Origin of the sequence: Lewinella sp. IMCC34191 (assembly GCF_003390935.1) — a bacterium.
In the GTDB taxonomy this organism is placed as follows: domain Bacteria; phylum Bacteroidota; class Bacteroidia; order Chitinophagales; family Saprospiraceae; genus Neolewinella.
Genome location: NZ_QNQZ01000004.1, coordinates 19,629 through 46,191, shown reverse-complemented (window position 1 = coordinate 46,191; position 26,563 = coordinate 19,629). Strand labels below are relative to the sequence as shown.

The window sequence follows — 26,563 nt, the reverse complement described above, 5'->3', positions numbered from 1 at the left end:
TGGACGAGCTACTAAACGCTTGGACACGCTTTAGTATTACGATCAAATGTTAAAGTTGCGTTGGATATACTTTGACCTTCGCTACTCCTGGCCGGCTAATCGCGCAGGCAGACAACCAGGCTTCGCGGGCCGTGTGCGCCGATCACCAGACTCTGTTCAATATCGGCGGTTTTACTCGGTCCCGCAATAAAAACGCCGAACCCGGTATCATTGACCCTGATTTTGCGGTAAGCTTCGTGCATGGTGCCTACCAGGTCTTGCCGATCCAAAAGGAGAATCAGGTGCTGGGTAATAAAGGGTAGAATACGGTGAACGGCTTCGGTTTCGCTGACCCACATCGCTCCGTTTTCCGCTACTCCTACGCGCGCAGGCAGGATAGCCAGATCCACTCCGGCGAGCTGCAGCGGATCCGCTATCGTGCCGAGGTCAAGATTGCCGTCGAATTCGGGGACGTTGGAGGCGATCGTATCATACCCCGCCCCCCGGATGTAATCAGCGAGTTCACTGGGCGCTACGAAGGTGGTCTTACTCGCGGCCAGCACTTCCCGAAAAGCAACTTCCCAGTCATCCGTAGCGGATTCACTAGGGTCGGGAGGCAGGCTTGGAAGCGGCCGATCTTCCGGTTTGTTCTTGCGGATATCCGCCAGTATGGCTGCTTTGCTGCTCATGCGTTATGCTTTTCCTGCCGGTCGTACCACTCCTTGAAGCTTTCCTTAGGTGATTCCGGTAGTTCCCGGCTTTTTCCCCAGGCGTTGAACCGGTTATAGATGGCCGCCCGCGGCGCCAGGTTCAAGGCGACCCTGGCGGCTTTTCCCATAAAGTTATACAGGCCGTTGCTACGGAGCGCGGTTCCCGCTCCCAGCAGGGGAAGCCGTTTCGACGTATCGAGGTGCCCCTCCTGGCTGACGACCTGGCGCCACTTGTACAACTGGTCGTGGATGTCAATCTTGACCGGGCAGACGTCCGAACAACTACCGCACAGGGTAGAGGCGAAGGCGAGGTCACCGTGTTTTTTCAGGTCGATCCCCGGTGAAAGGATGCTCCCGATGGGGCCGGGAATCGTGTGGTCATAACTGTGGCCACCGCTCCGCCGGTAAATCGGACAGGTATTCATGCAGGCACCGCAGCGGATGCACTTCAGGCTATTGCGAAAATCCTCCCGCCCGAGTTGTCGGGTCCGGCCGTTGTCGACGATGACGACGTGCATTTCCCCACCCGGCTTCGGCTTGTGGTGGTGGCTGGTATAGATCGTGATCGGCTGACCCGTGGCACTGCGGCCGAGCAGGCGCGTGAATACGCCGAGGTGCTCTGCTTTCGGAATCACTTTTTCGATGCCCATGCAATGGATCTGCACCGGGGCGAGGTGCACGCCCATGTCTGCATTACCCTCATTGGTGCATACGACGATACCCCCGGTATCGGCTAGCGCGAAATTGACGCCGGTGACGGCCGCCTTGGCGGCGAGGAACTTCTCTCGCAGGTGCTGCCGGGCCGCTTCGGTGAGGTACTGGGGGTCGCTGGCTCCCTCGTCGGTGCCGAGTTGCTCGTGAAAGAGCTGGCCGATCTCCTCCTTCTTCAGGTGAATCGCCGGCATCACGATGTGGCTCGGCGGCTCTTTCTTCAACTGGATGATTCGCTCGCCGAGGTCCGTATCCACCACCTCCACGCTCTGCTCGGTCAGGTACTCGTTAAGATGACACTCCTCGGTGAGCATGGATTTGGACTTCACGATCCGGTCCACGCCGTGCTTTTCCAGGATGCCGTGCACGATAGCGTTATGCTCGGCGGCATCCTTAGCCCAGTGGACGACTATGCCATTGGCCCGGGCATTCTCCTCGAATTGCTCGAGGTAGGTATCCAGATTGCTGAGAACGTTATCCTTGATGTCCGACCCCAACTGGCGTAGAGCCTCCCATTCGGGTATACCGGCGATGCTGCCGTCCCTTTTGGAACGGACCTGCCACAGAGATTGGTCGTGCCAGTCCGTTCGGGATTCATCCAATAAGAAGGTGGCGGCGCGTTTGGCGTGGGACATAACCGTAAGGTACGGTCATCGATGTATTCGGCTATCCCGTACTGTAGGGTAAGGGGACACAAAACAAAGCCCGGCCTTCCAGAAGAAAGCCGGGCTACGAAGTAATTCTCGGGGGCGCTTACGCTTACATGCGACGCTCCTTGATACGGGCCTTCTTACCAACGCGATCGCGGAGGTAGAAGAGGCGGCTGCGACGAACCTTACCCTTCTTCACGATGGAAATGCCATCGATGCTGGGAGAAGACATTGGGAAAATCCGCTCTACGCCCACGCCGTTGGATACTTTGCGAACGGTAAAGGTCTTGGTCAGGCCTTCACCCTTGATCTGGATCACGTCACCGCGGAACTGCTGGATACGCGACTTTTCCCCCTCCGTAATGAGGTAGTCGACGATAATGGTATCACCGGCGCGGAACTGAGGGAATTCTTTCTGCTTGCTAACTTGTTCGTGTACGAAGGAGATGGCGTCCATGGCTGCTGTATATTTTGACCGCTCGTAGCGGCCCGCAAAGGTAGTTGTTATTCTGGCAATCACCAAACCCAGGCAGCAGATCTTGCCGTACTTTTTCCCGAAAACCGGCTGAATGGCTGATCTACGGTTAGAAACGTTAAGGTGTGACGCCTTATCCGATGAGTGTTTACCTGCAAATCCCCTTACTTTAACGGTACCTTACCTAACCTATACCCAGGCCGAACGTTTTTACGTTTACTTAGCAACATGCTTATGAAATCTATCTGCTTCATCCTCGCCATCTCGTTCGCCCCTTTCGTGGCGACCGGCGTGGCCCATGGCCAGACGCTCTCGGGAATCACCCAGGCCCTCGGGTCCGGCGATACCCAGGCACTGGCCGCTGCTATGGATGCCGAAGTGGAACTTAGCCTGCTCGAAGACGAGAATCTGTACTCCCGCGACCAGGCTATCCAGAAACTATCGGCTTTCTTTGCCGCTCATCCTCCCTCCGGCTTCAGTCAGGTACACCAGGGCTCTTCCAAGTCCGACGATGCCGAATACTGCATTGGTAACCTGGCCACTAAGGACGGCTCCTTCCGGATTTACATCTACATCGCCAAAAAGGCGGATCGTATGGTCCTGCAGGAACTACGTTTCGACCGCGAGTAAGACCGATTGGGCAATCGCCTGCAAATTCTGCTCCCGCATGCACTCAAAATGTCCCTGCGGACAGGTCGCGTAGCCAATTTTCGAGCACGGCCGGCAGGCTAACCCCTTCACCTCCGCCAGCACCGGCTGCGGCCCCGCCGGCAGATACGGATACATACCCAGTTCCGGGACCGTATTCCCCCAAACACTTACGATGGGTCGCCGGTAAGCCGCAGCAATGTGCATCAAGCCGGTGTCGTGGGTCAGGACCACCGCCGCCCGCCGTACCAGGTCCGCCGAACCGTTCAGCGAATACTTTCCACAGGCATTCGTCACGTGTGCGTGCTGCTCCGCAATCCGTTGCCCCAGGGCCGCCTCTCCGGGGCCACCCAGCAGCAAGATCGGTTGATCGATACGTTGGCATAGACGCCCGATCTGTGTTTCCTCCAGACACTTCGTGGCGTGCGCGGCCCCGATAACGAAGGCCACGTAATCTTCTTCTGGACCAACTACCTGTTCTTCTGCGGCGATAAAGTAGTCTAATCCTAACCGGTCGTTCGAGACCCCCAAATCTTTGGCTGCCCCGAGATAGCGGTCCACGATGTGTATCTCCGGCATGCGGTCCAGCCGAAAGCGCGTCAGCAGGAACTTCCGGAAGTTCAGTTTGTCAAACGTATGCATGCGTGGCGGTCGCCGACCGGCCAGGAGGTGCCCCCACCATAGCCGCTGCTTGGTTTCCAAACTTCGCAGATTGCCGTGCAGGTCGACCACGTGCGTAAAGCCTTCCCTCACCAGACCGGCGGCCACTTCGCTCACCTCCCGCTCGATGGTCCACAGCCGGTCCACGTACGGATTGTGGCGCAGGGTAGCCGCAAAGGATTTTTTGGTCAGAAAATGGACCTCCCCCCCCGTCTGCTGCTTCACGCACCGAATGACCGGCGTCGTCAGGATAATGTCTCCAATGGAGGAAAAGCGAATGATTAGGACCTTTGGAAATGCCACGATCGCAAAGGTAGCACTAGTCGAGGGCCTCGTAGAACGCTTCGTCCGCCTCCTCGGTCACCATCGTATGGATAGCCTCCAAGTGCACCGCTGGCAGCTCGGGAAGCCTCGCCAAGATTCGCACCCCGGTCAGGCTTTGGATGATTCGGGTTGACTCCTCATTGGGCTGTCCGCTCAGTACCATACCGGCACAGGTGAGGCCACGGCTACGCAGCGCTTCCAGGCTCAGCAGGGTGTGATTTATACTGCCCAAATAGTGACGGACCACCAGGATGACGGGCATGCCCAGCCGCGCCGCCAGGTCGATCATACAATCGTTCTCGTTGAGGGGAACCAGGAGGCCACCGGCCCCTTCCACCAGTAGGGTGCGTTCAGTAGGGGGCAGCGTAAAGTCAGCAAGAGAAATGTCCAGCCCGTCGACCCGCGCGGCATAGTGGGGGCTGGCGGGCGTGTTGAGCCGGTATCGTTCGGGGTGGTAGCGCTCGGCCGGTAACCCGGTCCAGGACTGTACGCGATCCCGATCGCCAAAGTCCAGGTCGCCCGCCTGTACCGGCTTCCAGTAATCGGCATCCAGGGCCAATTGTAGAAAGGCGCTGGCTACCGTTTTACCCACATCCGTTCCGATGCCACTTACAAAGTACCCTTTCTTCATGCTACGACTTCCCGGGTTTCCGAACGGATCATACTCACCAGTGCGGCAATCCACCGGGGATCGGCGTTCAGGCTCGGGACCAGGTCGATGCGCTCTCCGCCCCACTTCTCGAATTCTTCCTGGTATTCCACGCCGATTTCGATCGTGGTCTCCAGACAGTCGGCTACGAAGGCCGGACTAAAACATAACAGGCGTTTTGCCCTGCGCTCCGTCGCCCATTCTTCTATGGTGTCGATGGTATACGGCTTTGCCCAGTCGTCAAAACCAAGCCGGCTTTGGAAACAAGTGGTGTACCGCTCGGGCGGTAAATCGAGCTCGGCCGCGATGGCGCGGGTCGTTGCGTGGCACTGCGCGCTATAGCAGAACTGATTCACCCGCGATATGGACGAGCAGCATCCCTCCACCTGGTAACAATGGTTGCAGTCGTCGGCCTTCTTCAACTGGCGTTGCGGCAGGCCGTGGTAACTGAATAGGATATGATCGTACTGATCCAGGTCTCCCATCTCCCGGGCATTGTCGGCAAATACCTGAATCAGCTCCGGTTGCTTGTAGTAGCTATTGACCAATTGGACGGGCGGAATGGTCTGTCGCTTAGATAGGATACGCATCACCTCCTGGTGGACCGATCCGGTAGTCGCGCTTGCATACTGGGGAAAGAGCGGAAAGACGAGAATGCCGGACACCTGCTCGGCCAGTAATTCATCCAGCGCGGACTCGATACTCGGGTTCTGGTAGCGCATGGCGAGCCGGACGGCATAGTCGTCACCGAGGGCCGCGGCTACCTTTTCGGTGACCACCTCGCCGTAATACTTGAGGGGGCTCCCGTTTTCCGTCCACAACTCCTGGTACAGCTTGGTCGAACCGCCGGCCTTGAATGGATTGACGATGCCCGACCGGACCGGAGCGATGATTCCCCGCACGAGTAACTGTTGAGCCACGCCGGGCAGGTTATCGATGACCCTTGGATCGGTCAGGAACTCCCCGAGGTAACGGTTTACGGCGGCCGGGGTGGGCTCGTCCGGTGTGCCCAGGTTGACGAGCAGGACGCCCTGTTTTCCGTAATGTGACTGCAAAGCCATAAATAAGGCGGTTGATAAGGTGTGTCAAACTAACCCCGGAGCGGTCGTTCGGTTGTATGAATAAAAGCAATGGACAATTCCACGAGTCTGCGCACCTGGCGAATTATACTACTGGTTACATTTATTCTGGTTCCGGTGGCCAACTACCTGCCGATCCTTCTCGATATCTCCCAGGATCGCTTCACCGATGGGGCCGATACGCGGGTCGACGCCGCGGGCTACGCTTTTAGCATATGGGGGGTGATCTTCACGGGCATGATCCTGTTTGCCGCCCTGCAATTTCGCGCCCGGGAAGCGACACCCCACCTGTTGCGCGCTTACCGCTTTCTTGTAGTGGCGGGATTGGCCAGCATCGCCTTCGTGCCGATTAGCTTCGGCAGTAATTTCCTGTGGGGAGCCGTCGATTTACTCTGGCATCTCGTAGCCCTGCTCGGCGCCTACGTTGCCCTCCGACGGCACGCTGTGGAAGTGGGGAGGCCTGCATTCGCCTGGACGTATTTTGCTCCCTCCATGTATCTGGGCTGGATCTCCGGTGCCACGGTCATCTCCTTGGCTCTCGCCCTACAACAGTTGGGCCTGGCGGTTCCGGATGCTACGCAGATTACGCTAGCGGCAGGCTTTGTCCTCATCCTCACCGTACTGGGTTGTTACCTGACCCTGCGGGAAGATTGCGTGTATGGTTTAACCGTTGCGTGGGCGCTTGTCGCGATTGCGGTAGAGCAGCAGGATGCCCGCTTCATTTTTTGGGCGGCGAGCGCAGGTATAATCCTGATCGCAGCTAGCGTGCTGCGGAATGCCATCAATCAACGGCAATTATTCTACGCGGGCTAGTCCCGATGGGGGGGCCTGGACTGAATGATCGGCGGGGAAGGGTAGGCAAGGGTATGGACGGTTATCTTGTGAGGAAGCGCCACCAGCTTATTGCCGATGTAGTCCCGTATCTTCAGCATAAATGCGTTGGATTCCGGCGACTCCGATTCATTGCGGACGATGAGGTGCAGGTTCTCCTGGTCGAGTAGCGCGACGTTTACACTGATTCCTCGGTCTGCCAGATCTTCCTGCAGACTATGCACGTATTGCCAGGCATCCTTCCGCAATACTTGTGCCCGGTTCGGAAAGGTCACGGCCTCTTGCGGACGCTTAAGAATGGCGCACTGTACGAAGGTTGGCTTCCCCCGCCAGGGCATTTGCCGTATACCGACGGACACGGATAGAAGCATCCGGTGACTTGGTAACCCCCGGTCCAAAATAAAATTCGTGGTGCCGGCTATCATATCACCTACCTCGCTGATTCGTCGCCAGGTGGATATGTTGTCGGGTAAGTTCTGTTCCCCAATGATCAATTTAAGTTCGGCTACCCATATGGCTTTGATACGAAAGCTCAGATCGGTGAATCCGGCATGCGTTACCCGTTGGTCCGCCGCGCTATCCTTGGTGAATGCGTTGCGGATCGGCGCGAGCGGTATGATTCGTTCCCGGCCCTTCATGATACCTGTTGCGCGGTACACGCGATTCGCTGAAGGAGGTCGGCGTCGAGCCGTGCAGAGATCATAAGCGCTGAAGTTTCGGCAATACAGTCGATTCACAGAGAGCGGCTGTGCTAAGAGTATCCCCGGCGAACACCGTTGGTTGAAGCGGATATTTCGGTGGAATATCGCTGAAATATCCTAAATGATCGATCATGTTGCCGGAATTTCAGGGAAAAAATGGATTTGCCTCCCTTTCTGATTCTTCCCGAGTAAGCGTGGGGTAGGGCAGGGGTTAGGCAAGATCGGCTGCCTATTTGCCACCGCGCCAAGGCAAATTGAGGTCGGGAAAAGCAGGAAGGACACTATTGACCTATATAGGCCACTTGCCAGACTCCCAGTAGTACTACAGGGGATAAATGCCCGTATACACCCGCAAGCAGCAAGTGCCCCAGCATCACCTCCGGGAGGTGGTACTCCAATGTCTTCCGCAGTAGAGGCATGCCCCGAACTTCGGGGCGGGGCCGGTCGGATATCCCCGGTCACCGTACTATTGTACCACATGGTACAGTCCAATCTGGCAAAACTCTTACTCGCGCCCGTGTCGCTGCTCTACGGGGCCGGCGTGGGCTTCCGTAACTGGGCCTACCGGCGGGGCATCCTGCGCGGCATATCCTTTTCGGTACCGGTGATCTGCGTCGGTAACCTGTCCGTGGGCGGAGCCGGCAAAACTCCCCACATTGAATACCTCATCCGTTTATTGGATCCCTACTTACAGATTGCTACCCTCAGCCGCGGATACCGCCGCAAAACGCGGGGGTTCCTGGTTGTCGACCCGGGGATGACGGTCGAAGAAGTCGGCGATGAGCCGCTGCAGTACGCCCGAAAATTCCCCGATGTCATGGTCACGGTGGCCGAGGAACGGGCCTTCGCCATACCGGAGATCGTGGGGCGCCGACCGGACACGCAGCTGGTCCTGCTGGACGATGCTTTTCAACACCGGGCCGTAAAGCCGGGACTGAACCTCCTGCTCACGCAGTACGAGTTGCCCTTCACCCGCGATTATTTGCTACCGAGTGGCCGCCTGCGGGAATGGCGCAGCGGCTACGAGCGAGCCGACGTGATCGTGGTATCCAAATGCCCGCCCGACCTCGACCGGGCGGCGGCGGATGCCCTGATCGAGGAAATCGAGCCCTACGATCACCAACGGATCTTCTTCAGCTATTACGACTACGCCGCGCCCTATTATTTCCTGGATGGCCGCTACCGGCTGCGAATGGAGGAGGGCATCGATGTGCTACTGATATCGGCTATTGCCAATACGGATTACCTGCTTCAACACCTGCGCTCCGTCGCCCGTACCGTTCGCAGTCTGGAGTACGCCGACCACCACTACTTTACGGGCAGCGATATGGGGAACCTGAAGAGGAGGTACGACGAATTAGAAGGTCGCCACCGGGCGATCATCACGACCGAAAAGGACGCCACGCGGCTCGAAATACACCGCGATTTCATCGCCAGGGAGAATTTGCCAGTTTTCGTTCTGCCGACGGAGGTGAAATTCCACTTCGGTGAGGGGGACACCTTCAATGGTCTCATCCGAGATTACCTCATAGCATTCGAGGCTTGACGCCCCGTTTATTGAACGCGCCGCCTGAGCGGTGAAACGGCTTCGCGGGGCAGACTTCCTGCCCGCCGGGGATTATGCCTACTTTGCATCCTTATTGACCTACGCGCTATGTCGAAACCCTTTTTCTGGGTCCTGCACTTTATGAGCCGCTGGATGCTGCGAATTTTCTACCCCTCCATGGAAACGGAAGGGGTGGCAAATGCCAACCACCCCGGCCCGATGCTGCTGTGCGGCAATCACCCCAATACGCTGGCCGATCCGCTGATGGCCGGCATTCACCTCGATTACCAGACCTACTTCCTGGCCAATGCCGGTCTGTGGCTCAATCCGGTGATGGCCTTCATTATCGATCCCTTCTGCATACCCGTCGCGCGCCCGAAAGACAAGGAAGCCGGCGCAGACAAGGGAGGGAAGGACGAGGTGTTCAATCGCACCTTTCAGGCGTTGGAGACGGGCAAGATCATGTATATCGCTCCTGAGGCCTATTCCGAACTGGAGCGCAGGCTGCGGAAGATCAAAGCCGGTGCGGCCAGCCTGGCACTAGAGGGCGAAGCCCGGAACGATTGGAAACTGGGCGTGACGCTGCAGCCCGTCGGCATCAACTACGAGAGTCCCACCACCTGCTTTAGCCGGGCTTTCGTCCGCTACGGGGAGCCGATCCGGGCGGCGGAGTGGCGTGAACAGTACGAAAAGAGCCCGATGCGGGCGGTGCGTGCGCTGACCAACGAGTTGAGCGACCGGATGCAGAACCTGCTCGTCCACACCACCGACAAAGCCGAGGAACGCTGTCTTCGCCGCCTGGATCGCAGCGTGCAGAACGACCGGCCCCTCACGGTCAGTCGGCACCACTACCGGACGAAGAATATGCTCGACTGGCTGCGCCGCCTGGACCAGGAAGACCGGGAATCTTTGTGCACCCTGGCCGGCGAGTACGACGCGCTCCTTCGACAAACCGGTCAACTGGACGTGGAATTCAGTAACCACCCACAGCGTAAGTTATCGGTCGGACTCTTACTGTCCCTGCCGCTCTTTCTATACGGGCTCATCAATCACCTGCCCTGGCTCTTGTTGATTCGCGGAATCTGGAAGGCATTGGGTATAGATAGAGGATACAAGGCCACCTTCCAGACCCTGGCATCGTGGTTTTTACTTCCCATCCTGTACCTCGTTCAGACGCTACTGTTCAACCTGCTTTTCCCGGAGGCAATGGGTTGGCTATACCTCCTCAGCTTGCCCGTTTCTGGTCTGTTCGCGCTTCGCTACTGGGTTACTTACCGCCCCTACTGGGCCGGACGATTTAGCGGCAACGGGCAGTCCGACGAAACACTGCGTGATTTGCGGAAGCAAATGATGAATCGGCTACCCGAATTCGAGTCGGCCGCTCCGGCTTCCCGGGCCGCAACCCCAATATCCTGATTTATGGAGTTGGCGATACAAGCAGGCATTTTCTTCGTAGCCATAGCCGCGCTCTTGTGGTCGAGTGACCGATTCGTGGAATCAGCGGAACGGATCGGATTATCCCTCGGTATCAGCCCCTTCATCATCGGAGTCACCATTGTCGCCTTCGGCACCTCTTTACCTGAGTTGGCGACCAGCATCGTATCGGTTATGGAGGGTGCCAGCCAGATTGTCGTTGGCAATGTGGTCGGTTCTAACATTACGAATATCGCCCTGGTCCTGGGCTTAACCGCGGTGGTCGTCAAAAACATCGACCTGGAGTACAATCTCTGGCACATCGATATCCCCTTCCTGTGGGGAAGCGCTTTCCTGCTCTATTTCTCCGTCATGGACGGCGATCTGAGTCTCTTTGAAAGCGCCCTGTTTATGGGTGGCATCGTGATCTTTCTGGCCTACAGTCTCAAGGACCAGGAAAAACCCGATAAGGAGGACCGGCCCCACGCCGGAACGAAAGACTACCTACTGCTTCTACTCGGGGGTGCCGTCGTTAGTATCTCGGCCACCTATGTCATTGACGCGATCACCAATATCAGCCTCCTGCTCAATATTGCCCCGAGCGTGATCGCCCTGTCGGCTGTCGCGGTAGGAACCAGTCTCCCGGAGGTGGCGGTCAGTCTTGCGGCGGCGCGAAAGGGAAAAGCATCGATTGCGGTGGGCAATGCCCTGGGGTCCAACATCTTCAACACCTTTATCGTCATGGCCATCCCCCGGCTCATCGGGCCGTTAACCATTCCGCAATCGATCATCGATGTATATCTACCTCTCATGATAGTCATGACGGTGCTGCTGGGTGTTATGAGCAACAATCGGAAGATTACCCGCTGGGAAGGCTACGTTTTACTATTGTTTTACGCTTGGTACTTCTCCGCCATCATCCAGGAAGCTGGTTGATCTGTTATCGCAGTACGTCCGTCGTTGGACAGAGGACTACTAAGGGCATCTTGAGCGTTTAATCTTCCGTGTCATTCATCCACAAAGTTTGCGCGCGAAGGCCAAGTGTTTAAACCAATACCTGCTCCAAGGCATTGCGGACTAAAGACTAAAAGACTAGCGTACTAATTCTACCCCTACGTGACAGAAGCCCTAAAGCGATAAATTATCTTTGTGGCCGTTTCGACCCCATTTATGCTGCAGCATTTCCACATTCTTACCCTTACTCACCGCGATGCCAAACTCAAGGAAATTGGCGAGCTGGTAGCCGCATTCGAGGGAGGTGACGGATTGCAAAGCAATCTGCTCCGCCTGCGGGAATCGGGCATCATGAAGGAGGTCTTTTACGCTGCTACTTGCAACCGTATTCTGCTGCTTTTTACGACGGAGTTGGCTATCGACGACGATTTTCGCCGTCAGCTTCTTCCCCAAGCCGAAGCAGCCACCACCAAGCTACGGCACTTCAACGGGCTAAAGGCTATCCGCCACCTATATGAAGTAGCCGGCTCCATCGACTCCCTGGTCGTAGGTGAGCGCCAAATTCTTGGCCAGTTGCGGGAAAGCCAGGAAACCTGCCGCAAATGGGGCTTGATCGGCGACGATCTCCGCATCATCACGAATCAGGCGGTGTTAGCTGCGAAAGACATCTACGCCAACACCCGCATCGGTGAGAAATCCGTTTCCATCGTTTCCCTTTCGATGCAGGAATTGCAGCGCCACGCTCCGAGTCGGCGGTCCCGCATCCTGCTGGTTGGTGCCGGCCAGACCAACGTACTGGTGGCCAAATTCCTGCGGAAGCAAGGGTATAACGACGTCACCGTAGCTAACCGGACGCTGGCCCGGGCGCAGCAACTGGCTGCCGGATTCGCCAAGGGTAAGGGCATACAACTAGACGAGTTAGACCAATACACCGGTGGATTCGACGTCCTATTCGTTTGTACCGCTTCATCAGAAGCCATCATCACACCGGCCCGCTTCGAGCAATTGTTAGCGGGTGAGCAGGCCACCGAAAAGATTGTCGTCGACCTCGGCGTTCCCGCTGACGTGGCCGAAGCTACCGTGAAGGCTTTCCCTTTCACCTACATCGCCATCGAGCATCTGCGTTCCCTGGCGGGAAAGAATATGGATTTCCGCCGCCGGGAGGTCGATCTCGCGCACGATATTCTCGATCGTCACCTCAAGGAAACGGAAACGCTATACCAGACCCGGCTGATCGAGCGGGCGATGGTACACGTACCCGGACAGATCAAGGAAATTCGGCATAACGCGGTCAACAAAGTATTTCGCAAAGAGCTGGAGGACCTGGACCCGGATGTCCGCGAGCTCATGGACCGCATGATGCTCTACATGGAAAAGCGATGCATTGGCATTCCCATGAAAGCGGCTCGCGAAGCCGTCCTGAGCAAAGACTAAGCCAGCTCCCGCTGCTCTTCAAATTGCCGACGGATTACCTCCTGTACGGATACCCCTTCAATCTTGGATTCCAGCCAACTGGGAATATCCAGGTAGGTGAAGGGTCGTGATTCGAAGGGCTTTTTCGCCACCCGATCCAGTCGCTGCTTTAGCTCGACGAATTCATCGTGCAAATCCGCCTCCCGAATGCGCGGGATACGACGCAGAAAGCGGAAGATGATCTGTTGGGTTTCCTGTAAGTGCTCGACCTTGGATAGGAAGCGGTAAACGCTTTTTACCTGGTATTCGACGAGCTGAACGTTGCCCATCTCGAAGTGACAGATCAGGCTCAGAATGCGGGCGTAGGCCTGGATATCGGAGCGGTAGTTCGGGCTTCTTTGATTGATGATCAGGTTGAGGTAGTCGATGGCCGAGTCGTTGTCGCCACTGCCGAAGTAGAGACAGGCGATCCGGTAATAGAAGATCATATTGCGGTGATCGTCCCAATTGTAGCGGTTGTCCCCGATCACTTCCATGATTTGCGGTACCAGCCCCAGGCCTTCGGTGAAGGTCCCTTCCATATAGTGCCGGCGGATCTGGTGGTCGAACTGGTAGAGGTGGTACAGTCCGGCTACGTTGACGTTGTTGGTCAGGTCGAATTGGTGGGGAAAGAGGTCCAGGCTATGTAGCTCCTCCATGAATTTGTCGTACTGCCACATATTGAACAGCGTAGCCAGGTGATTATGCACACCCTTGAGGTAGAGCGGGGCGTTGGCCTCGATCATCTTCGGCGACTCCCGGAAGAGGTCGACCCACCGTTGCGTATACCGGTAACAGAGTGGATACTCCTGACGGATCAGGTGCATCCAGGTGTAGCTCTGGCAGTAATAAACCTTGCCCCAGAAATCCAGGGATTCGTAATCGTCGTCCGGTAGGTTTTCCTGGAAGAAGGCGCCGACCTTGTTGAATTCCTCCTCGGTGCTTACCAGACCGTTGGTCAGGTAAAGACCGTATAGGCGGAGGGACAGGTTGGAGTATGCATTGCTGCTCACGATCTTGTCGGTGAGGGATTCACATTCCTGGCTGAGTTCTTCGGCGCGCCCTTCAATGCTACGCGTGATGTACTGCCCCTCGATGAGCTTCTCGAACTGGGCGGTCTCGAGCGCAATGGTGTGGGATTCAATATCGACGGCGCGCTTCTTGACCTTTTCCAATATATCTAGCGCCTGCCGGTACAGCCCTTTATTGTAGAGGATGCGGGCGTAGTCCAGGTTTTCCCGGAGGGTGATCTCGTCGTCTTTATTGCGGTTGAGTAACCGGAGGCTCGTCAGCAGTTGCTTGTAGAGATGCGCCTTGAGGTTGCTTAGCTGTGACTTTTTTATACCTTCGATCCGCTTTAGAAGGTAGCCTTCATCGTATTCCCCCGTGCGCTCGAGAATGTCGAAGAGTTGCAGAAAAAGGAGCTCGCTATTGGTCTGTTGGTTGCGTTTGACGAATAGGCGAAAGTGGCGCTTCTCGGCGCGATTGAGGGAGCCTACCAACTTTAGCAAGTCATCGGTCTTCTGCTTAGGCATTGTATAAACTGTTTCAGTAAATTGCTGGAGGACAAAGCCTTAGTAAACATTTTCTTCGCCACCCACGTAGCAATCAGGAAGATTATTTGGGGAATCGCTCCCCCTAAATCAGTGGGGATGCGTTAATTTTATGTGATCGACAACGCGTTGTTCCAATAAGCCCTAAAGATATAATAAGCCCGTAAACCAGGCCGCATCCGACATGAATACGAATCAAGTACACATCTTCGATACCACGCTTCGCGACGGCGAGCAAGTTCCGGGCTGCAAGCTCGATACCCGCCAGAAGGTCGCGATCGCCAAACAGCTCGAACTGCTGGGCGTGGATGTTATCGAAGCGGGCTTCCCGATTTCCAGCCCCGGAGACTTTAAATCCGTCGCGGAAATTGGCAAAACCGTCAAGGACGTCATCGTATGCGGCCTTACCCGGGCGGTCATGAAGGATATCGACGTTGCCGCCGAAGCCCTGAAGCCGGCGCGCCATCCCCGTATTCATACCGGTATCGGCGTGAGCGAAAGCCACATTCAGTACAAGTTACGCACGACGCCGGATAAGATCATCGAGCGAGCCGTAGCAGCCGTCAAGCACGCCAAACGTTACGTGGAGGATGTTGAATTCTACGCCGAAGATGCCGGACGCGCGGACAACGAGTTTCTTGCCCGTGTTATCCAGGCCGTCGTAGATGCCGGAGCCACGGTGCTCAATATTCCGGATACGACCGGCTACTGCCTGCCGCAGGAATACGGCGCTAAAATTGCCTACCTGCGCGACAATGTGAACGGGATTGAAAAGTGCATCCTCAGCACCCACTGCCACAATGACCTCGGACTAGCCACGGCCAATTCAATTGCCGGTGCGCAGAACGGTGCCCGGCAAATCGAGTGTACCATCAACGGCATCGGCGAACGTGCCGGAAATACATCCCTCGAGGAAGTGGTGATGATCATGCGCCAGCACCCCGCGCTGGACCTCGTGACCAACGTAAACTCCAAATTATTGCTGGAGACCAGCCATATGGTAAGTGATGCCATGGGCATGATGGTGCAACCGAATAAGGCGATCGTCGGCGACAACGCCTTCGCCCACAGCTCCGGCATCCACCAGGATGGCGTGATCAAGCGGCGGGATACCTATGAGATCATCGATCCCGCGGAAGTGGGTGTAGACCGGTCCAAAATCGTCCTGACCGCTCGTTCCGGCCGGGCCGCCTTGGCTTACCGCTTCAAGAACCTCGGCTACAACCTGACCAAGGTTCAGCTGGATTCGCTCTACGAGGAATTCCTCACCATAGCCGACGAGAAAAAGGAAGTGGAAGACAGCGATTTGGAACGGATGATGGAAGGGGTTGCCGCTGCATAATAAGCCGTCTACCTGCGCTCCGCCGCAATTCTTTGCTAACCCGTCCGACGGATAATCGTCCGACCGCGCTGAAGCACGCCGGTAGTAACCGGAATTCCGCACTTTTCCGGACCGCCATCTTTTCGGGTCCCGTGCCCGTCCTTATTATCTTTGCCGACCCGATGCAAGGGACCCTGGTGTTTGTGCCCGGTGACTCGCTTGCATCGGCAGTTATTAACCGAGAATCATCAAGCTCCATGTCCACCCTCTTCGATAAAGTCTGGGACGCACACGTCGTCACCGAAGTGCCCGGCGGAAACCAGGTGCTGTATATCGACAAGCACCTCATCCATGAGGTCACCAGCCCGCAAGCCTTCAACGGACTCCGGGATCGGGGTATCCCGATTCTGCGTACCGACCGCATCGTGGCCACCGCCGACCATAACGTGCCCACCAAAGACCAGGATAAGCCCATCGCGGAACCGCTGAGCCGGAAGCAGGTAAATATGCTCACCAGCAATTGCGAGGAATTCGGCGTGGAGCTCTACGGCCTCGGCCATCCCTACCAGGGGATCGTGCACGTGATCGGACCGGAGCTGGGCATCACCCGCCCCGGTATCACCATGGTTTGCGGCGATAGCCATACCAGTACGCACGGTGCCTTCGGGGCCATTGCGTTCGGCATCGGTACCAGCCAGGTCGAGCAGGTGATGGCTACCCAGTGCGTGCTCATGAGCAAGCCCAAAAGCATGCGCATCACGATCGATGGCGATCTGCAGCCGGGCGTTACCGCCAAAGACCTCATTCTCTACATCATCTCCCAATTGGGGACGGGCGGCGGCACCGGTCACTTCGTAGAGTATGCGGGCAGTGCTATCCGCAGCCTAAGCATGGAAGGCCGCATGACCATCTGTAATATGAGCATCGAGATGGGCGCCCGCGGTGGCCTGATCGCGCCCGACGAAACCACCTTCGAGTACATCATGGGCCGGGAGTTCGCTCCCACCGGGACGGAGTGGGAGGAAGCCGTCAGCTACTGGCGCACGCTGCCTTCAGACGCGGATGCGACCTTCGATACGGAGTACACGTTCCGGGGAGAGGATATTCCTCCCATGATCACGTACGGAACCAATCCTGGTATGGGTATGGGAATTACGGAGTCCATACCCACCAAGAGCGACATCCACGGCGACGCGACCCTGAAAAAGGCCATGGAGTACATGGGCCTGGAGCTGGGAAACCAGATGGAAGGCATGCCGATCGACTACGTATTCATCGGTTCCTGCACCAACAGCCGGGTGGAAGACCTGCGCCTGGCCGCCGGCTTGGTGAAGGGTAAACAGATACACGAGAACATCACGGGCATCGTGGTGCCGGGCTCCCAGCAGGTAGCCAAGCAAGCCATCGCCGAAGGGTTGGACCGCGTCTTTACCGATGCCGGTTTCGAATTCCGGGGGGCGGGCTGTAGTGCCTGCCTGGGAATGAACGAAGACAAGATCCCCGCCGGTCGGTACTGTGTCTCCACTTCCAACCGCAACTTCGAGGGACGGCAAGGCCCCGGTGCGCGGACCATACTCGCCAGCCCCCTGACCGCGGCGGCTGCCGCCGTGGCCGGTAAGCTGGTAGACGTTCGCAAACTGATTTAATTTCCCAAGCATGCAAGCCTTTAAAAAACTTACCTCCACGGCCGTCCCGCTGCCGATCGAGGACATCGATACCGACCAGATTATTCCCGCTCGCTTTTTGAAAGCGACTACACGGGATGGCTTCGGCGATAACCTCTTCCGGGACTGGCGCTACGACAAACTGGAGCACCCCCGGCCCGACTTCGTTCTCAATAATCCTACCTACTCCGGCGAAATTTTGGTTGCCGGTTCCAACTTCGGTTGCGGTTCCAGCCGGGAGCACGCCGCCTGGGCCCTGGCTGATTACGGGTTCCGGGTAGTAGTGTCCAGCTACTTCGCCGATATCTTTCGCGGGAACGCCCTCAACAACGGCCTGCTTCCCCTGATCGTTACGCCGCAGGTACTCGACGAGACCTTCCGCACCATCGAAGCGAACCCTGCCGCTCGCTTCACCGTCGATCTGGAGGCGCAGACCTTCAAGAACGAGGAAACCGGGACGGTCACCGGCTTCGAAATCGACGAGTATAAAAAGACCTGCCTGATCAATGGTTACGACGACATCGACTTTTTGCTCAGCCAACGAGAAAAGATCGAGTCATACGAAGCGAACCGCGTGGACTTCAGCCTTTAATTATCAATACCCACCAGCTCACCCATGAGTGAATTTAATATTGCCGTTCTGGACGGAGACGGTATCGGACCGGAAGTGACCGCGGAAGCCATCAAGGTGCTCGACGTAGTTGCGGATAAATTCGGTCACACCTTCAATCATACGTACGCGCCGGTCGGGGCCGTCGCGATCGATGAAACCGGCGATCCGCTGCCCGACGATACCCTGGCCCTGTGTAAGCGCTCGGATGCGCTCCTGTTCGGGGCGATCGGGCACCCCCGCTTCGACAACGACCCGACGGCCAAAGTGCGTCCGGAACAAGGATTGCTAAAACTGCGCAAGGAATTAGGCCTGTTCGCAAATCTGCGCCCCGTAGCCGGATACGCCGAGTTAGCCGATCTGAGCCCCTTGCGGCCGGAGCGGATGAAGGGCGTGGACATGCTGATCGTGCGGGAACTGACCGGGGGCATCTACTTCGGCGAAAAGGGGCGCAAGGACAATGGTAATACCGCCTTCGATACCTGCACCTACACCCGCATGGAGATCGAGCGGATCGTCAAGATGGGCTTCCAGGAAGCGCGGGCCCGGCGGGGTAAGCTTACTCTGGTGGATAAAGCCAACGTCATGGAAAGCAGCCGGCTCTGGCGGGAGATTACCCGGGAGTTGGCCGCCGAGAACGACGACGTCGAGCTCAACTTCATGTTCGTGGACAACGCCGCCATGCAGCTCATTCTCAATCCCGCCCAGTTTGACGTGATCGTCACCAGCAATATGTTTGGCGATATTTTGTCGGATGCCTCGAGCGTACTAGCCGGTTCTTTAGGCCTGCTGCCGTCCAGCAGCATCGGTTCCACGGTGGGCATGTTCGAGCCCATCCACGGTTCCTGGCCGGAGGGGGCGGGGCAGGACCGCGCCAATCCGGTGGCGGCCATCCTCTCGGCGGCTATGCTCCTCGATCATCTGGGCTTACGGGAGGAGGCAGGCGCCGTACGCCGTAGTGTTAACCGCATATTGGGAGAAGGCGTCGGAACCGAAGATCTCAATCCCCGGGAACGGGTGGGTACGCGCGCCTTCGGTGACCGTATTGCGAATGCCATTTAACCCGGTGCGTAGTAGAAGGGGACGTGGACCTCGGATCTCGGTTCCTTTACCGCAATGGAATCCTTATCGGACACCCGCATCTGCCGCAGGGTAAGCTGGTGGAGTCCGGGAGCCAGACTATCCAGCGGTACGAACTTCACCAGTTCGTGGTAGGCCGATCCTACGGATTGGGTAAGGAGTATATCGTCTAGTGGGAGGGGTGCTTCATCCAGTCGCAACTCAATGCCGCTGCTCAGGCATTCCAAAACCTCTCGCGTCAGCGTGACCCGATTGGAGCGCAGGCTATCGGGCGCTTTATACACGCCAACCTCGCCGGTGTCGAACAGGCCAGAATGCACGGAACTCTCGTAGTGTTCGGGTAAGTCCGGACACAGGAGACTGATGGGTTTCTCGTACATCTGAAACAGCGGCACGGTAACCCGTAGCGGTGATTGGCGGATGACTTGGGAGGGAATTACGATCTCCCCGGAAGCAAGCTCGTCGGGATCACTGTCTTCGTAATGCTCGGGGTCGAGGGTAAAGGCGGAATTTTGGTCTTCGGAAATGTATTCCTGGGGCAGGTATTTATTCGGTGAAATTTCGAGGGTGAGCAAGTACAGGGCAATGGCCAGGTAGGGAACGAGCATCAGCACCAGCCGGCGGCCGCCGCGCCGGTTCAGAAGGTTGTAGTACAGCGGGCGGTAGACGCGGGCAAAGGTGACCCATCCGAACAGCCGGTAGATCGGAAAGTAGACGTACGAGAATCGCCGAAACCGCTTCAGGTAACCGGCGGTCAGGAAGTCTACCAGGTAAACGATACCGAAAAGGGCAATGATCGAGATGACTACACCGAGTAGGGCCACTGCCCAGGGGGTATCATTCAGGCCGACGAGGACAAGTGCGAGCAACACGAAAAACAGCGTCACCGCAATGACGCTGAGGGTAACGATAATCAGAAGAAAGGTAAAGGCAAACACCAGGCTGGCGGCATCGTCCAGGCGATGGATGTATGCGTCAAAGTTGCCGCTCCGCTGGCGCAAGAAGCGTTCGAACTTGGAAGCCAGCTTTCTTCGGGAAATGATGGTGCGTCCCATGACGGACCGGGATCCGATAGCGCCGATCCAGAGACAGCGCAGTACAACGTGAAAAAAGAAGTTGACCAGCGTAATGATGTAGGCAAAAGAAGCGCCCACCAGCATGCTACCGGCAAGCTGGGTTTGGATCTCGTTGCCGGAAAGTACCCTAAGCTTTTCGGACACCCAGTCAAAAAATTCCTCCGCCCCGCCGATCATGCCGGCCAACGCGAAGCCGGTGACCAGCAGTTCCAGTTGCCAGCTTTCGCGTTGTAAGTTTTCCAGCCGGTCACCCTCTCCCAGATTGCTGAACATGGCATCGAATATACACCGGATCGGAGGCTAACAAAAAACGCCCACCCTTCCGTAGAAGAGTGGGCGTTGATTTACCCTCTTGAGAAAAGGTAAGGCGCGCTATTAGTCGCGGTAAAAGAACAGCGAGCTGATGCCGGGGAAGGGCAGCATCTCAGCGGGTGCTACATCACCGGACATATCCATGTCGAAGATCAGCAGCTGGCCGCCACCGTTTGCCTTTTCGGCAACGTAGATGCGGTCGTCTTCTGCATCGTAATCAACATCGACGGGGTTGCCTAGCATGGTGCTGGCTCCGGCGATGCGGGTATAGTCGGCCTCGGTAATGACGTTACCACTCAGCGTAGCGAAGTCTTCGATGATGATGAGGGCACCGTCCGAATCCGAACCGGCGTCGCCGATATCGGTCAGGACCATGACGTCATCTTCGTTGTTGTACTCCAGGCCATGGGTACGCGTGATACCTTCAACTTGGATGTAGCGCGTAGGCGTAACCGTGTCGCCGGCCGCATTATCCAGGAAGTTGTCGAAAATAGCGATCGAGTCACTGTTATCAACAACGGCGTAAAGGGAGGTGCCGAAGAACTGGATGCCCCACAGGTTGATGTTAGTGGGGTGCATGCCGACGTAGCTGATTTCCTCGTCGCCGGTGATCTCGTAACGGTAGAAAGCATTCATCGTGCTATCGCTATCGTTGTCGTTGGCTACGACGAGCATGTCGTTGCGGTAAGCAAGTCCACGTCCGTTGTCAAAGTCCATGGAGCTTTCCGATTCGATGTCCACGCCATTGGGATCGTCGAGGTCATCAATCACGTCGTTATATTCGACGATGGTGCTACTGCTCCGGTTAATTTGGAAAATGTTGCCCTGGTCATCATCGTAGTAGATGCCATCGGCGTCCGTACCCCGGGCCATGAAGGTCTCGATTTCCAGAGGCGTATCCTTGGTATCGAGGATGCCGACCATGCCGGAGGTATTGGAAGAAAGAAAAACGGTACCGTCGTCGTCATACTGTCCGCCCAGGATGGGATCGTCGTCGTCGTCACAAGAAGTGAACGCGAGGGCAACGGCGGTGAGTAATAGCAAGCTGAGCTTGCTCATTGGGAATTTGATAATCATAAAATGGTTGTTTGGGGAAAAAAGTGGGTTAAATCTTCTCAAGTGGTGTTCCCCTCCAACCTCGGATATGGAATGATGTTCGGGCTCGCTTGTCAGGCTCCTTGCAGAATCAATTTAAGGTGAGCCAGGTGGTGATCGCCGTGCCAGGCGTATGTAGCCGCGAGCGTTTCCAGGCGGTAATTCGTGTCGCTGCCGGGGTGGTAGGCAGTGCGCATCCACTGCTCCGGCGTGCATTGGGTGAGCAGCACCTCCCAGCGTAAATGGAGCCCGCGCAGGATCTCCACGCTGGCCTGCACCGGTACCGCAAATACATCCGGCAGCTCCGCCCACCGGACCTCGTCGTAGGGCACCAGGTTAGGGTGGTCCTCTACCAGGGTAATTTTGTGGCGCCGGTAGGCATGCAAATGGCTGTCCGCCAGGTGATGAATGACCTGTTGCGCCGTCCAGCCCCCCGGTCGGTAGGGCCGGTCTAGCAGCTCCCGTTCGCGTAGTTCATGCGCGTAGCTTTCCAGCGTCTTCGGCAGGGCACCTATTCGCTTTACGTAATCTAGACGGTCTCCCTCATTAATGGTGTCCGGTATTTCCAACCGGCCAATAGGGTACCGCAGGGCTTCATCATTCGCCATGGCTCACTTTTACGACCTCCCATGCGGAAGGTCGGACCTAAAAGTAAGCTGCCACGAAATTTTTGCTTCTAATTAAGATTGGCCGTACGGATCACCTGTACGACTTCTTCCATCAGGTCGCGCTTTTTACGGCCCGGTGCGTAGACGAAGCCATCAACCAGTACGAGTTCGTTATCGACGGTATCGTTCAGCAAGTAAGACACGAAGGGGCCGGCGAGAAAATCATTCTCAATTTCCCAGATGCCACGGCCCTCGATGGCGTAATTACCATTGAGCTCGGTCGCTTCCGTAAATAGTGGGAGGTCGGTGTCGTTGATCTTCATGAAGGTATTGTCCGTGGTGGAGCTCACGAATTCCTTGCCGATACGGTCCCGAATCTCTTTGAGTCCCTCCTTGGATAACTGACCCTGATTTTGGTACGGAGCACTGGTCACCATGATGTTGAGGCTTGCTCCCTGGACTTCCTTGCGCAGCCAGACGACCTCGTCGGTATCCAGCGGAACGCGTACGTAGCCTCCGGGAACATCCAGGTTCGCGCCGGTAAGCTGGCGGATGGTGTCGCCCAAACGGCGGTTGGTGCCCTCGAAGTAGGTGGTTACCCGCATCCGCTCATCTTCGCCCTGCTGAAGCCGCTTGACGATTCCGGGGTGTACACTGCTAAGGCCGGTGAGTAGCTCGTTGTAGTTCTTGCCGATCACGTAGATCAGTTGCTGGCCGGTGGCCCATTTGTTTTTGGCAACCGCCGTGCCGAAGCCTTCCTCGCGAACTTGCTGAATTTTCTCGTCGGTCAGGTCGTTGAGTACCATTTCGGTGGTCGGGCTGTCACCGTCGCTCAGGTCAGCCAGTACCAGATAGTTGCGCAATTGCCCCCAGGCCGGTTCGGCGGCCACTTGCTGCGGCTCGATAAAGCGTAAGTCAAAGATCGGTTCCGGCTGGGGCAGAATGATGTAGGGAGCCTCAAAGAAATAAGCGACCGAGTCCCGCACCGCGCCTTCCCAGGTCGTACTGTCGGCGACGACCACCAAACTATTGATACGACCGAAAGCGGAAGGGGTAGGCTGCAACTTGCGCTGGACATCGTCCGTACAGGATGCGACGCCCAGGCCGAGGAGCAAAAACAGGAAGACCTTTAAGGTAATATCAGACATTGATCTAGAAATTGTAATCAATGGAACAGATGATGATACAGCGGGTTTTGACGTGCGCGGGCGGGTGAATTGTCGGCTATAGTTCTAAATCATCGAGGGCCTGCCAAACGAGGAAGGATTCATATCCGCGTTTGACCGCGTAGTCAGCCAGCCGCCGGCGCTTCAGGTAGGGGTGTTGACCGGGCTTTTCCAGTGCATGCCGACGCTCCAGCTCAGCGCATAAGGTAGCATAATACTCCCCGTCGTCGATCTCGGTCATCGCCTTTTTTATACAATAATCGCTGAGGTGCCGCTTTTTCAGTTCCCGCCGGATGCGGTAACGACCCCATTTTTTCATCTTGAATTTACCGCGGGCGTAAGATCGCGCGAAACGTTCCTCGTCGAGGTACTTATCCTTGATCAGATCGACGATTACCTCTTCGGCGGCATCTCCGCCGTATCCGAGCTCCCATAATTTGTCCCGTGCTTCCTGGTGGCAACGGTCCTGGTAAGCGCAGTAGTGTTGTAAAGCTTCGAGCGCCTGCTCGGCGGTATAGACCACCTTCTTCTGTGGATAAGGCAATTAAAACGATTTGTAGTAAAATTACAACGCTTTTGCGGAAAGGGGGTTGGCGCCGCTACGGGTATATTCGCGGCTAAATGCGCAACTGATATGGATCTAGCACAACTCTGGCAAGACTACGAACCCGTTCTGCTGGCTATCGGAATCAAGATTCTGGCGGCCATCTTCATTCTCTTCGTCGGCTTCTGGCTGATTAACTGGCTGGTTCGGCAGGTCGCTAAGCTGTTGGAGAAACGCAACGTCGACATCAGTGTATCCGGCTTCCTGACCAGTTTCCTCGGTATCGGCCTGAAGGTGCTGCTGATATTGTCCATCGTCGGTATGTTCGGCGTCGAGACAACTTCCTTCATCGCCATCCTTTCCGCGCTGTCGCTAGCGGTGGGTTTAGCGCTACAGGGTAACCTCGGCCACTTCGCCAGCGGCATTCTGCTCCTCACTTTTCGCCCCTTCAAGGTGGGTGACCTTATCGGCACGAATGGTTTCGTCGCCACCGTCAAGGAGATCACCGTCTTTCACACCGTCCTGAACGCCGTGGACAACCGCCTGATCATCATCCCCAATGGAAAGGTCATGGGAGACGCCATTGAAAATTATACCGCGCAGGGCGTTAGAAAGCTGGACATGACCTTCGGCATCGGTTACGGAGACGACATCGATAAAGCCCGGGATATCATCCGGTCGGTAGTGGAGTCTATCCCCGAGGTGCTCCAGGACCGCGGTATCGACATCTTCGTCCGCAGCCTCGGCGACAGCAGCGTCAACATGGCCTGCCGCGCGTGGACCGAGAACGCCACTTACTGGCCCACGCTGATCTACCTGAACGAGCACGTCAAGAAGGCCTTTGATGCTAATGGGATCTCGATTCCTTTCCCGCAGCGGGATGTGCATGTTTACGAGAGGGGGTAGTGTTGCTTCGCGTTGTCGGGTGCCGGGTTTCGCTTTGCTGTTGTCGCGGTTGGGTGCGGGAACTAACACGCCGAAGGCGTACTAATGCCGCAGGTTTACTAACTAGCCGTAGGCGAACTAACTAACCAACCAACTACCTAAAATGCTTAAGCCGGCGAACTTCCTCCTCCGTCAGGTAGCGGTAGAAGCCGCGGGGTAGGTTCTTCTTCGTGAGGCCGGCGATGTAGGTGCGGTCGAGTTTGTCGACGGTGTAGCCGAGGTGTTCGAAGGCGCGGCGGACGATGCGGTTACGGCCGCTGTGGATTTCGAGGGTTACGTTCAGGTCGTCGCCTTCCTTGGAGTAGCGCGCCCAGTCGGGTTTGAAGGGGCCGTCGTCGAGGTTGTAGCCGGCCTGTAGTTTTTCGAGGGCTTCGGTGGTGAAGGGCTTGTCGAGGGTGGCCTGGTAGATCTTGGCGGTTTCGAAGCGGGGGTGGGTGAGGCGGGTGGTGACGTCGCCGTCGTTGGTGATGAGGAGGAGGCCGGTGGTGTCGCGGTCGAGCCGGCCGACGGGGAACAGGCGCGTGTGTTTGATGGCCGGGTCGTCGAGCAGGTCCATTACCGTGGCGCGGTCGTGCTCGTCGTTGGTGGTGGTGATGACGTTGCGGGGCTTGTTGAGCAGAATGTAGACGAATTGCTCGGAAGGAGCCACGACCTTTCCTTCCACCTCGACCTGGTCGCCTTCCTGGATCTGATAGGCGGGATTGTCGAGCACGGCCCCGTTGACCTTTACCTTACCGGCCTTGACCATATCCCCCGCGGTGCGGCGGCTGGCGACGCCCGAGTGTGCGATGTACTTATTCAGCCGCATGCCGATGATGTCCGCGGCGGGGCGGTCCATTCCCGGCGGTTTACCGGAATTGCGGGCCTGCGAACGTTGGAATCGACGGGGAGCTTTCATGGGGCGGGTAAGGTAGGGCCAATTACTGGCGGCATTGCGACGAATGCCGAAAATGGCGGTCTACCCCGACGAACGTGCGTCTCGTTACCTGGGTTTCACCCCCGGGTGGGGAAGAGCATTTTACCTGCGCTCCGCCGCCCAATAAACTACTCGATCATGCACACAAGACTCCAACTTCTCCTATGCGCCTGCCTGCTCTCGCTGGGCGTAACCGCCCAGATCGGTATAAAGGCCGGTCTGACTTTGGGGGGGACCTACGGCAGCGCGGAAGAATTTGACGGCGACAAAATTGAGTCGATCGACCCCGCCTTGGGGTACCAGTTCGGGATAACGACCCAGCTCCTGGACCTTACCGGGTTCAGGCTGAACGCCGAGCTGCTCTACGAGAACCGCCGCGGACAAAAGAATGCCAACTTCACCATTCCGGCCTCAGAGCAGGTGAGCGTAAACACCGACGTCAAGTTCCGAAACAGCTTCGAGTACATCAGCCTGCCGGTGGTGGCGACCTTCGGAAGCGATAACTTGAATTTTTACGTAGGCCCCAGCTTTAGCTACCTGCTTTCGGCATCGTCCGATGTTACGACGCAAACCACCGTGACGCCCGAGCAAGCGGCGGGCAACGGCGGACTTCCTCCCAACTCAACAGTAGACAGCGAGATCGACTTCATCGAAGACTACGACGAACCCTACATCAACCGCTTCAACGTAGCAGCCAACGCCGGTGTCATGTTTCCGATCCTGCCGCGGACCAGCCTGGATATCCGGGTCTACCATACGCTGACCGATGTGACCAACGACGACGAAGATTTCAGCATCATCGATCGTGCGGTAGGCAATCCCAGTCCCGCCCAGCGCGATGATAAAGACCACAGCGTAGGATTGCAGGCCAACCTGGTCTTCCGCTTCTAG

The 26,563-nt window shown here is 56.9% G+C and carries 26 protein-coding genes; 12 read left to right on the top strand and 14 right to left on the bottom strand.

Annotated features, from left to right (window positions below; all coding sequences use genetic code 11):
- Positions 1 to 95: 95 nt before the first annotated feature.
- From DRW39_RS09375 to rplS, 3 genes are all read right to left on the bottom strand, one after another.
- A complete protein-coding gene (locus DRW39_RS09375; RefSeq protein ID WP_116106781.1) occupies positions 96 to 668 on the bottom strand; it encodes a lactate utilization protein C in 573 nt (190 codons plus the stop codon).
- The gene (locus tag DRW39_RS09370; RefSeq protein ID WP_116106780.1) at positions 665 to 2,035 is read right to left on the bottom strand and encodes a lactate utilization protein B; all 1,371 of its coding nucleotides are present in this window, start codon (positions 2,033 to 2,035) and stop codon (positions 665 to 667) included. Before DRW39_RS09370 ends, DRW39_RS09375 begins: the two co-directional genes overlap by 4 nt.
- Positions 2,036 to 2,159: 124 nt before the next feature.
- Entirely contained in the window at positions 2,160 to 2,507 is a 348-nt protein-coding gene (rplS, locus tag DRW39_RS09365) for a 50S ribosomal protein L19 (RefSeq protein WP_116106779.1), read from the bottom strand.
- Positions 2,508 to 2,759: 252 nt separating this feature from the next.
- On the opposite strand from rplS, the gene DRW39_RS09360 reads away from it, so the two are divergent.
- Positions 2,760 to 3,155 carry a DUF4783 domain-containing protein gene (locus DRW39_RS09360; RefSeq protein ID WP_157976025.1) on the top strand — a complete coding sequence of 132 codons (396 nt, stop codon included), beginning with the start codon at positions 2,760 to 2,762 and terminating at the stop codon, positions 3,153 to 3,155.
- On the opposite strand, the gene DRW39_RS09355 is transcribed toward DRW39_RS09360, so the two are convergent.
- The 3 genes from DRW39_RS09355 to hemH are packed head-to-tail and all read right to left on the bottom strand — an operon-like array spanning position 3,135 to position 5,867.
- Positions 3,135 to 4,136, bottom strand: coding sequence for a glycosyltransferase family 9 protein (locus DRW39_RS09355; protein WP_116106777.1), 1,002 nt, complete (start codon positions 4,134 to 4,136; stop codon positions 3,135 to 3,137). The two genes, DRW39_RS09360 and DRW39_RS09355, sit on opposite strands and share 21 nt — an antisense overlap.
- Before the next feature lie 16 nt (positions 4,137 to 4,152).
- Positions 4,153 to 4,788: a dethiobiotin synthase gene (gene bioD, locus DRW39_RS09350; RefSeq protein ID WP_116106776.1), complete on the bottom strand. Its 636-nt coding sequence runs from the start codon at positions 4,786 to 4,788 to the stop codon at positions 4,153 to 4,155.
- The gene (gene hemH / locus DRW39_RS09345) at positions 4,785 to 5,867 is read right to left on the bottom strand and encodes a ferrochelatase (protein WP_116106775.1); all 1,083 of its coding nucleotides are present in this window, start codon (positions 5,865 to 5,867) and stop codon (positions 4,785 to 4,787) included. The genes bioD and hemH overlap by 4 nt, the downstream gene beginning before the upstream one ends.
- 69 nt (positions 5,868 to 5,936) lie before the next feature.
- Here hemH and DRW39_RS09340 point away from each other — a divergent pair, with 69 nt between their 5' ends.
- The gene (locus DRW39_RS09340; RefSeq protein WP_116106774.1) at positions 5,937 to 6,698 is read left to right on the top strand and encodes a hypothetical protein; all 762 of its coding nucleotides are present in this window, start codon (positions 5,937 to 5,939) and stop codon (positions 6,696 to 6,698) included.
- Here the strand turns inward: DRW39_RS09340 and DRW39_RS09335 are convergent.
- Positions 6,695 to 7,375: a hypothetical protein gene (locus DRW39_RS09335; protein WP_157976024.1), complete on the bottom strand. Its 681-nt coding sequence runs from the start codon at positions 7,373 to 7,375 to the stop codon at positions 6,695 to 6,697. The two genes, DRW39_RS09340 and DRW39_RS09335, sit on opposite strands and share 4 nt — an antisense overlap.
- Positions 7,376 to 7,895: 520 nt before the next feature.
- On the opposite strand from DRW39_RS09335, the gene lpxK reads away from it, so the two are divergent.
- The 4 genes from lpxK to hemA all read left to right on the top strand — a co-directional run bounded on the left by lpxK (position 7,896) and on the right by hemA (position 12,764).
- The gene (gene lpxK, locus DRW39_RS09330) at positions 7,896 to 8,963 is read left to right on the top strand and encodes a tetraacyldisaccharide 4'-kinase (RefSeq protein ID WP_198664836.1); all 1,068 of its coding nucleotides are present in this window, start codon (positions 7,896 to 7,898) and stop codon (positions 8,961 to 8,963) included.
- Positions 8,964 to 9,071: 108 nt separating this feature from the next.
- Complete coding sequence (locus DRW39_RS09325; protein ID WP_116106771.1) at positions 9,072 to 10,379, top strand: 1-acyl-sn-glycerol-3-phosphate acyltransferase; 1,308 nt, start codon at positions 9,072 to 9,074, stop codon at positions 10,377 to 10,379.
- A 3-nt stretch (positions 10,380 to 10,382) separates the two neighbouring features.
- Positions 10,383 to 11,312 carry a calcium/sodium antiporter gene (locus tag DRW39_RS09320; RefSeq protein WP_116106770.1) on the top strand — a complete coding sequence of 310 codons (930 nt, stop codon included), beginning with the start codon at positions 10,383 to 10,385 and terminating at the stop codon, positions 11,310 to 11,312.
- Between the two features lie 213 nt (positions 11,313 to 11,525).
- Positions 11,526 to 12,764 (top strand): glutamyl-tRNA reductase, encoded by a 1,239-nt coding sequence (hemA, locus tag DRW39_RS09315; RefSeq protein WP_157976023.1) that lies wholly within the window; start codon positions 11,526 to 11,528, stop codon positions 12,762 to 12,764.
- Here hemA and DRW39_RS09310 read toward each other — a convergent pair.
- The gene (locus DRW39_RS09310) at positions 12,761 to 14,317 is read right to left on the bottom strand and encodes a hypothetical protein (RefSeq protein WP_116106768.1); all 1,557 of its coding nucleotides are present in this window, start codon (positions 14,315 to 14,317) and stop codon (positions 12,761 to 12,763) included. The two genes, hemA and DRW39_RS09310, sit on opposite strands and share 4 nt — an antisense overlap.
- A gap of 202 nt (positions 14,318 to 14,519) precedes the next feature.
- Between DRW39_RS09310 and DRW39_RS09305 the strand changes: the two genes are divergently transcribed.
- From DRW39_RS09305 to leuB, 4 genes are all read left to right on the top strand, one after another.
- On the top strand, positions 14,520 to 15,677 hold the full coding sequence (locus DRW39_RS09305) for a 2-isopropylmalate synthase (RefSeq protein ID WP_116106767.1): 1,158 nt from the start codon (positions 14,520 to 14,522) through the stop codon (positions 15,675 to 15,677).
- 236 nt (positions 15,678 to 15,913) lie between these two features.
- Positions 15,914 to 17,302 (top strand): 3-isopropylmalate dehydratase large subunit, encoded by a 1,389-nt coding sequence (gene leuC, locus DRW39_RS09300; RefSeq protein WP_116107063.1) that lies wholly within the window; start codon positions 15,914 to 15,916, stop codon positions 17,300 to 17,302.
- 10 nt (positions 17,303 to 17,312) lie between these two features.
- Positions 17,313 to 17,912, top strand: a complete 600-nt coding sequence (gene leuD, locus DRW39_RS09295; protein ID WP_116106766.1) for a 3-isopropylmalate dehydratase small subunit — start codon at positions 17,313 to 17,315, stop codon at positions 17,910 to 17,912.
- A 24-nt stretch (positions 17,913 to 17,936) separates the two neighbouring features.
- Positions 17,937 to 18,992, top strand: a complete 1,056-nt coding sequence (leuB, locus tag DRW39_RS09290; RefSeq protein WP_116106765.1) for a 3-isopropylmalate dehydrogenase — start codon at positions 17,937 to 17,939, stop codon at positions 18,990 to 18,992.
- Here the strand turns inward: leuB and DRW39_RS09285 are convergent.
- The 5 genes from DRW39_RS09285 to DRW39_RS09265 all read right to left on the bottom strand — a co-directional run bounded on the left by DRW39_RS09285 (position 18,989) and on the right by DRW39_RS09265 (position 23,811).
- The gene (locus tag DRW39_RS09285; protein ID WP_116106764.1) at positions 18,989 to 20,359 is read right to left on the bottom strand and encodes a hypothetical protein; all 1,371 of its coding nucleotides are present in this window, start codon (positions 20,357 to 20,359) and stop codon (positions 18,989 to 18,991) included. The genes leuB and DRW39_RS09285 overlap by 4 nt on opposite strands.
- 102 nt (positions 20,360 to 20,461) lie before the next feature.
- Positions 20,462 to 21,475: a hypothetical protein gene (locus DRW39_RS09280; RefSeq protein WP_157976022.1), complete on the bottom strand. Its 1,014-nt coding sequence runs from the start codon at positions 21,473 to 21,475 to the stop codon at positions 20,462 to 20,464.
- A gap of 92 nt (positions 21,476 to 21,567) precedes the next feature.
- Positions 21,568 to 22,101 carry a YfiT family bacillithiol transferase gene (locus tag DRW39_RS09275; RefSeq protein ID WP_116106762.1) on the bottom strand — a complete coding sequence of 178 codons (534 nt, stop codon included), beginning with the start codon at positions 22,099 to 22,101 and terminating at the stop codon, positions 21,568 to 21,570.
- Positions 22,102 to 22,169: 68 nt separating this feature from the next.
- The gene (locus tag DRW39_RS09270) at positions 22,170 to 23,249 is read right to left on the bottom strand and encodes a DUF4837 family protein (RefSeq protein ID WP_116106761.1); all 1,080 of its coding nucleotides are present in this window, start codon (positions 23,247 to 23,249) and stop codon (positions 22,170 to 22,172) included.
- 76 nt (positions 23,250 to 23,325) lie between these two features.
- The gene (locus tag DRW39_RS09265) at positions 23,326 to 23,811 is read right to left on the bottom strand and encodes a regulatory protein RecX (protein ID WP_116106760.1); all 486 of its coding nucleotides are present in this window, start codon (positions 23,809 to 23,811) and stop codon (positions 23,326 to 23,328) included.
- 90 nt (positions 23,812 to 23,901) lie between these two features.
- On the opposite strand from DRW39_RS09265, the gene DRW39_RS09260 reads away from it, so the two are divergent.
- Positions 23,902 to 24,717 carry a mechanosensitive ion channel family protein gene (locus tag DRW39_RS09260; protein WP_116106759.1) on the top strand — a complete coding sequence of 272 codons (816 nt, stop codon included), beginning with the start codon at positions 23,902 to 23,904 and terminating at the stop codon, positions 24,715 to 24,717.
- A gap of 133 nt (positions 24,718 to 24,850) precedes the next feature.
- Here the strand turns inward: DRW39_RS09260 and DRW39_RS09255 are convergent, their stop codons facing one another.
- Positions 24,851 to 25,654 (bottom strand): pseudouridine synthase, encoded by an 804-nt coding sequence (locus tag DRW39_RS09255; protein WP_116106758.1) that lies wholly within the window; start codon positions 25,652 to 25,654, stop codon positions 24,851 to 24,853.
- A 156-nt stretch (positions 25,655 to 25,810) separates the two neighbouring features.
- Between DRW39_RS09255 and DRW39_RS09250 the strand changes: the two genes are divergently transcribed.
- The gene (locus DRW39_RS09250) at positions 25,811 to 26,563 is read left to right on the top strand and encodes a porin family protein (RefSeq protein WP_116106757.1); all 753 of its coding nucleotides are present in this window, start codon (positions 25,811 to 25,813) and stop codon (positions 26,561 to 26,563) included.

Coding starts and splice junctions, on each gene's coding strand:
- DRW39_RS09375 (WP_116106781.1), bottom strand. CDS start 668: ATGAGCAGCAAAGCAGCCATACTGGCGGATATCCGCAAGAACAAACCG.
- DRW39_RS09370 (WP_116106780.1), bottom strand. CDS start 2,035: ATGTCCCACGCCAAACGCGCCGCCACCTTCTTATTGGATGAATCCCGA.
- rplS (WP_116106779.1), bottom strand. CDS start 2,507: ATGGACGCCATCTCCTTCGTACACGAACAAGTTAGCAAGCAGAAAGAA.
- DRW39_RS09360 (WP_157976025.1), top strand. CDS start 2,760: ATGAAATCTATCTGCTTCATCCTCGCCATCTCGTTCGCCCCTTTCGTG.
- bioD (WP_116106776.1), bottom strand. CDS start 4,788: ATGAAGAAAGGGTACTTTGTAAGTGGCATCGGAACGGATGTGGGTAAA.
- hemH (WP_116106775.1), bottom strand. CDS start 5,867: ATGGCTTTGCAGTCACATTACGGAAAACAGGGCGTCCTGCTCGTCAAC.
- DRW39_RS09340 (WP_116106774.1), top strand. CDS start 5,937: ATGGACAATTCCACGAGTCTGCGCACCTGGCGAATTATACTACTGGTT.
- lpxK (WP_198664836.1), top strand. CDS start 7,896: ATGGTACAGTCCAATCTGGCAAAACTCTTACTCGCGCCCGTGTCGCTG.
- DRW39_RS09325 (WP_116106771.1), top strand. CDS start 9,072: ATGTCGAAACCCTTTTTCTGGGTCCTGCACTTTATGAGCCGCTGGATG.
- DRW39_RS09320 (WP_116106770.1), top strand. CDS start 10,383: ATGGAGTTGGCGATACAAGCAGGCATTTTCTTCGTAGCCATAGCCGCG.
- DRW39_RS09310 (WP_116106768.1), bottom strand. CDS start 14,317: ATGCCTAAGCAGAAGACCGATGACTTGCTAAAGTTGGTAGGCTCCCTC.
- DRW39_RS09305 (WP_116106767.1), top strand. CDS start 14,520: ATGAATACGAATCAAGTACACATCTTCGATACCACGCTTCGCGACGGC.
- leuC (WP_116107063.1), top strand. CDS start 15,914: ATGTCCACCCTCTTCGATAAAGTCTGGGACGCACACGTCGTCACCGAA.
- leuD (WP_116106766.1), top strand. CDS start 17,313: ATGCAAGCCTTTAAAAAACTTACCTCCACGGCCGTCCCGCTGCCGATC.
- leuB (WP_116106765.1), top strand. CDS start 17,937: ATGAGTGAATTTAATATTGCCGTTCTGGACGGAGACGGTATCGGACCG.
- DRW39_RS09285 (WP_116106764.1), bottom strand. CDS start 20,359: ATGTTCAGCAATCTGGGAGAGGGTGACCGGCTGGAAAACTTACAACGC.
- DRW39_RS09280 (WP_157976022.1), bottom strand. CDS start 21,475: ATGATTATCAAATTCCCAATGAGCAAGCTCAGCTTGCTATTACTCACC.
- DRW39_RS09275 (WP_116106762.1), bottom strand. CDS start 22,101: ATGGCGAATGATGAAGCCCTGCGGTACCCTATTGGCCGGTTGGAAATA.
- DRW39_RS09270 (WP_116106761.1), bottom strand. CDS start 23,249: ATGTCTGATATTACCTTAAAGGTCTTCCTGTTTTTGCTCCTCGGCCTG.
- DRW39_RS09260 (WP_116106759.1), top strand. CDS start 23,902: ATGGATCTAGCACAACTCTGGCAAGACTACGAACCCGTTCTGCTGGCT.
- DRW39_RS09255 (WP_116106758.1), bottom strand. CDS start 25,654: ATGAAAGCTCCCCGTCGATTCCAACGTTCGCAGGCCCGCAATTCCGGT.
- DRW39_RS09250 (WP_116106757.1), top strand. CDS start 25,811: ATGCACACAAGACTCCAACTTCTCCTATGCGCCTGCCTGCTCTCGCTG.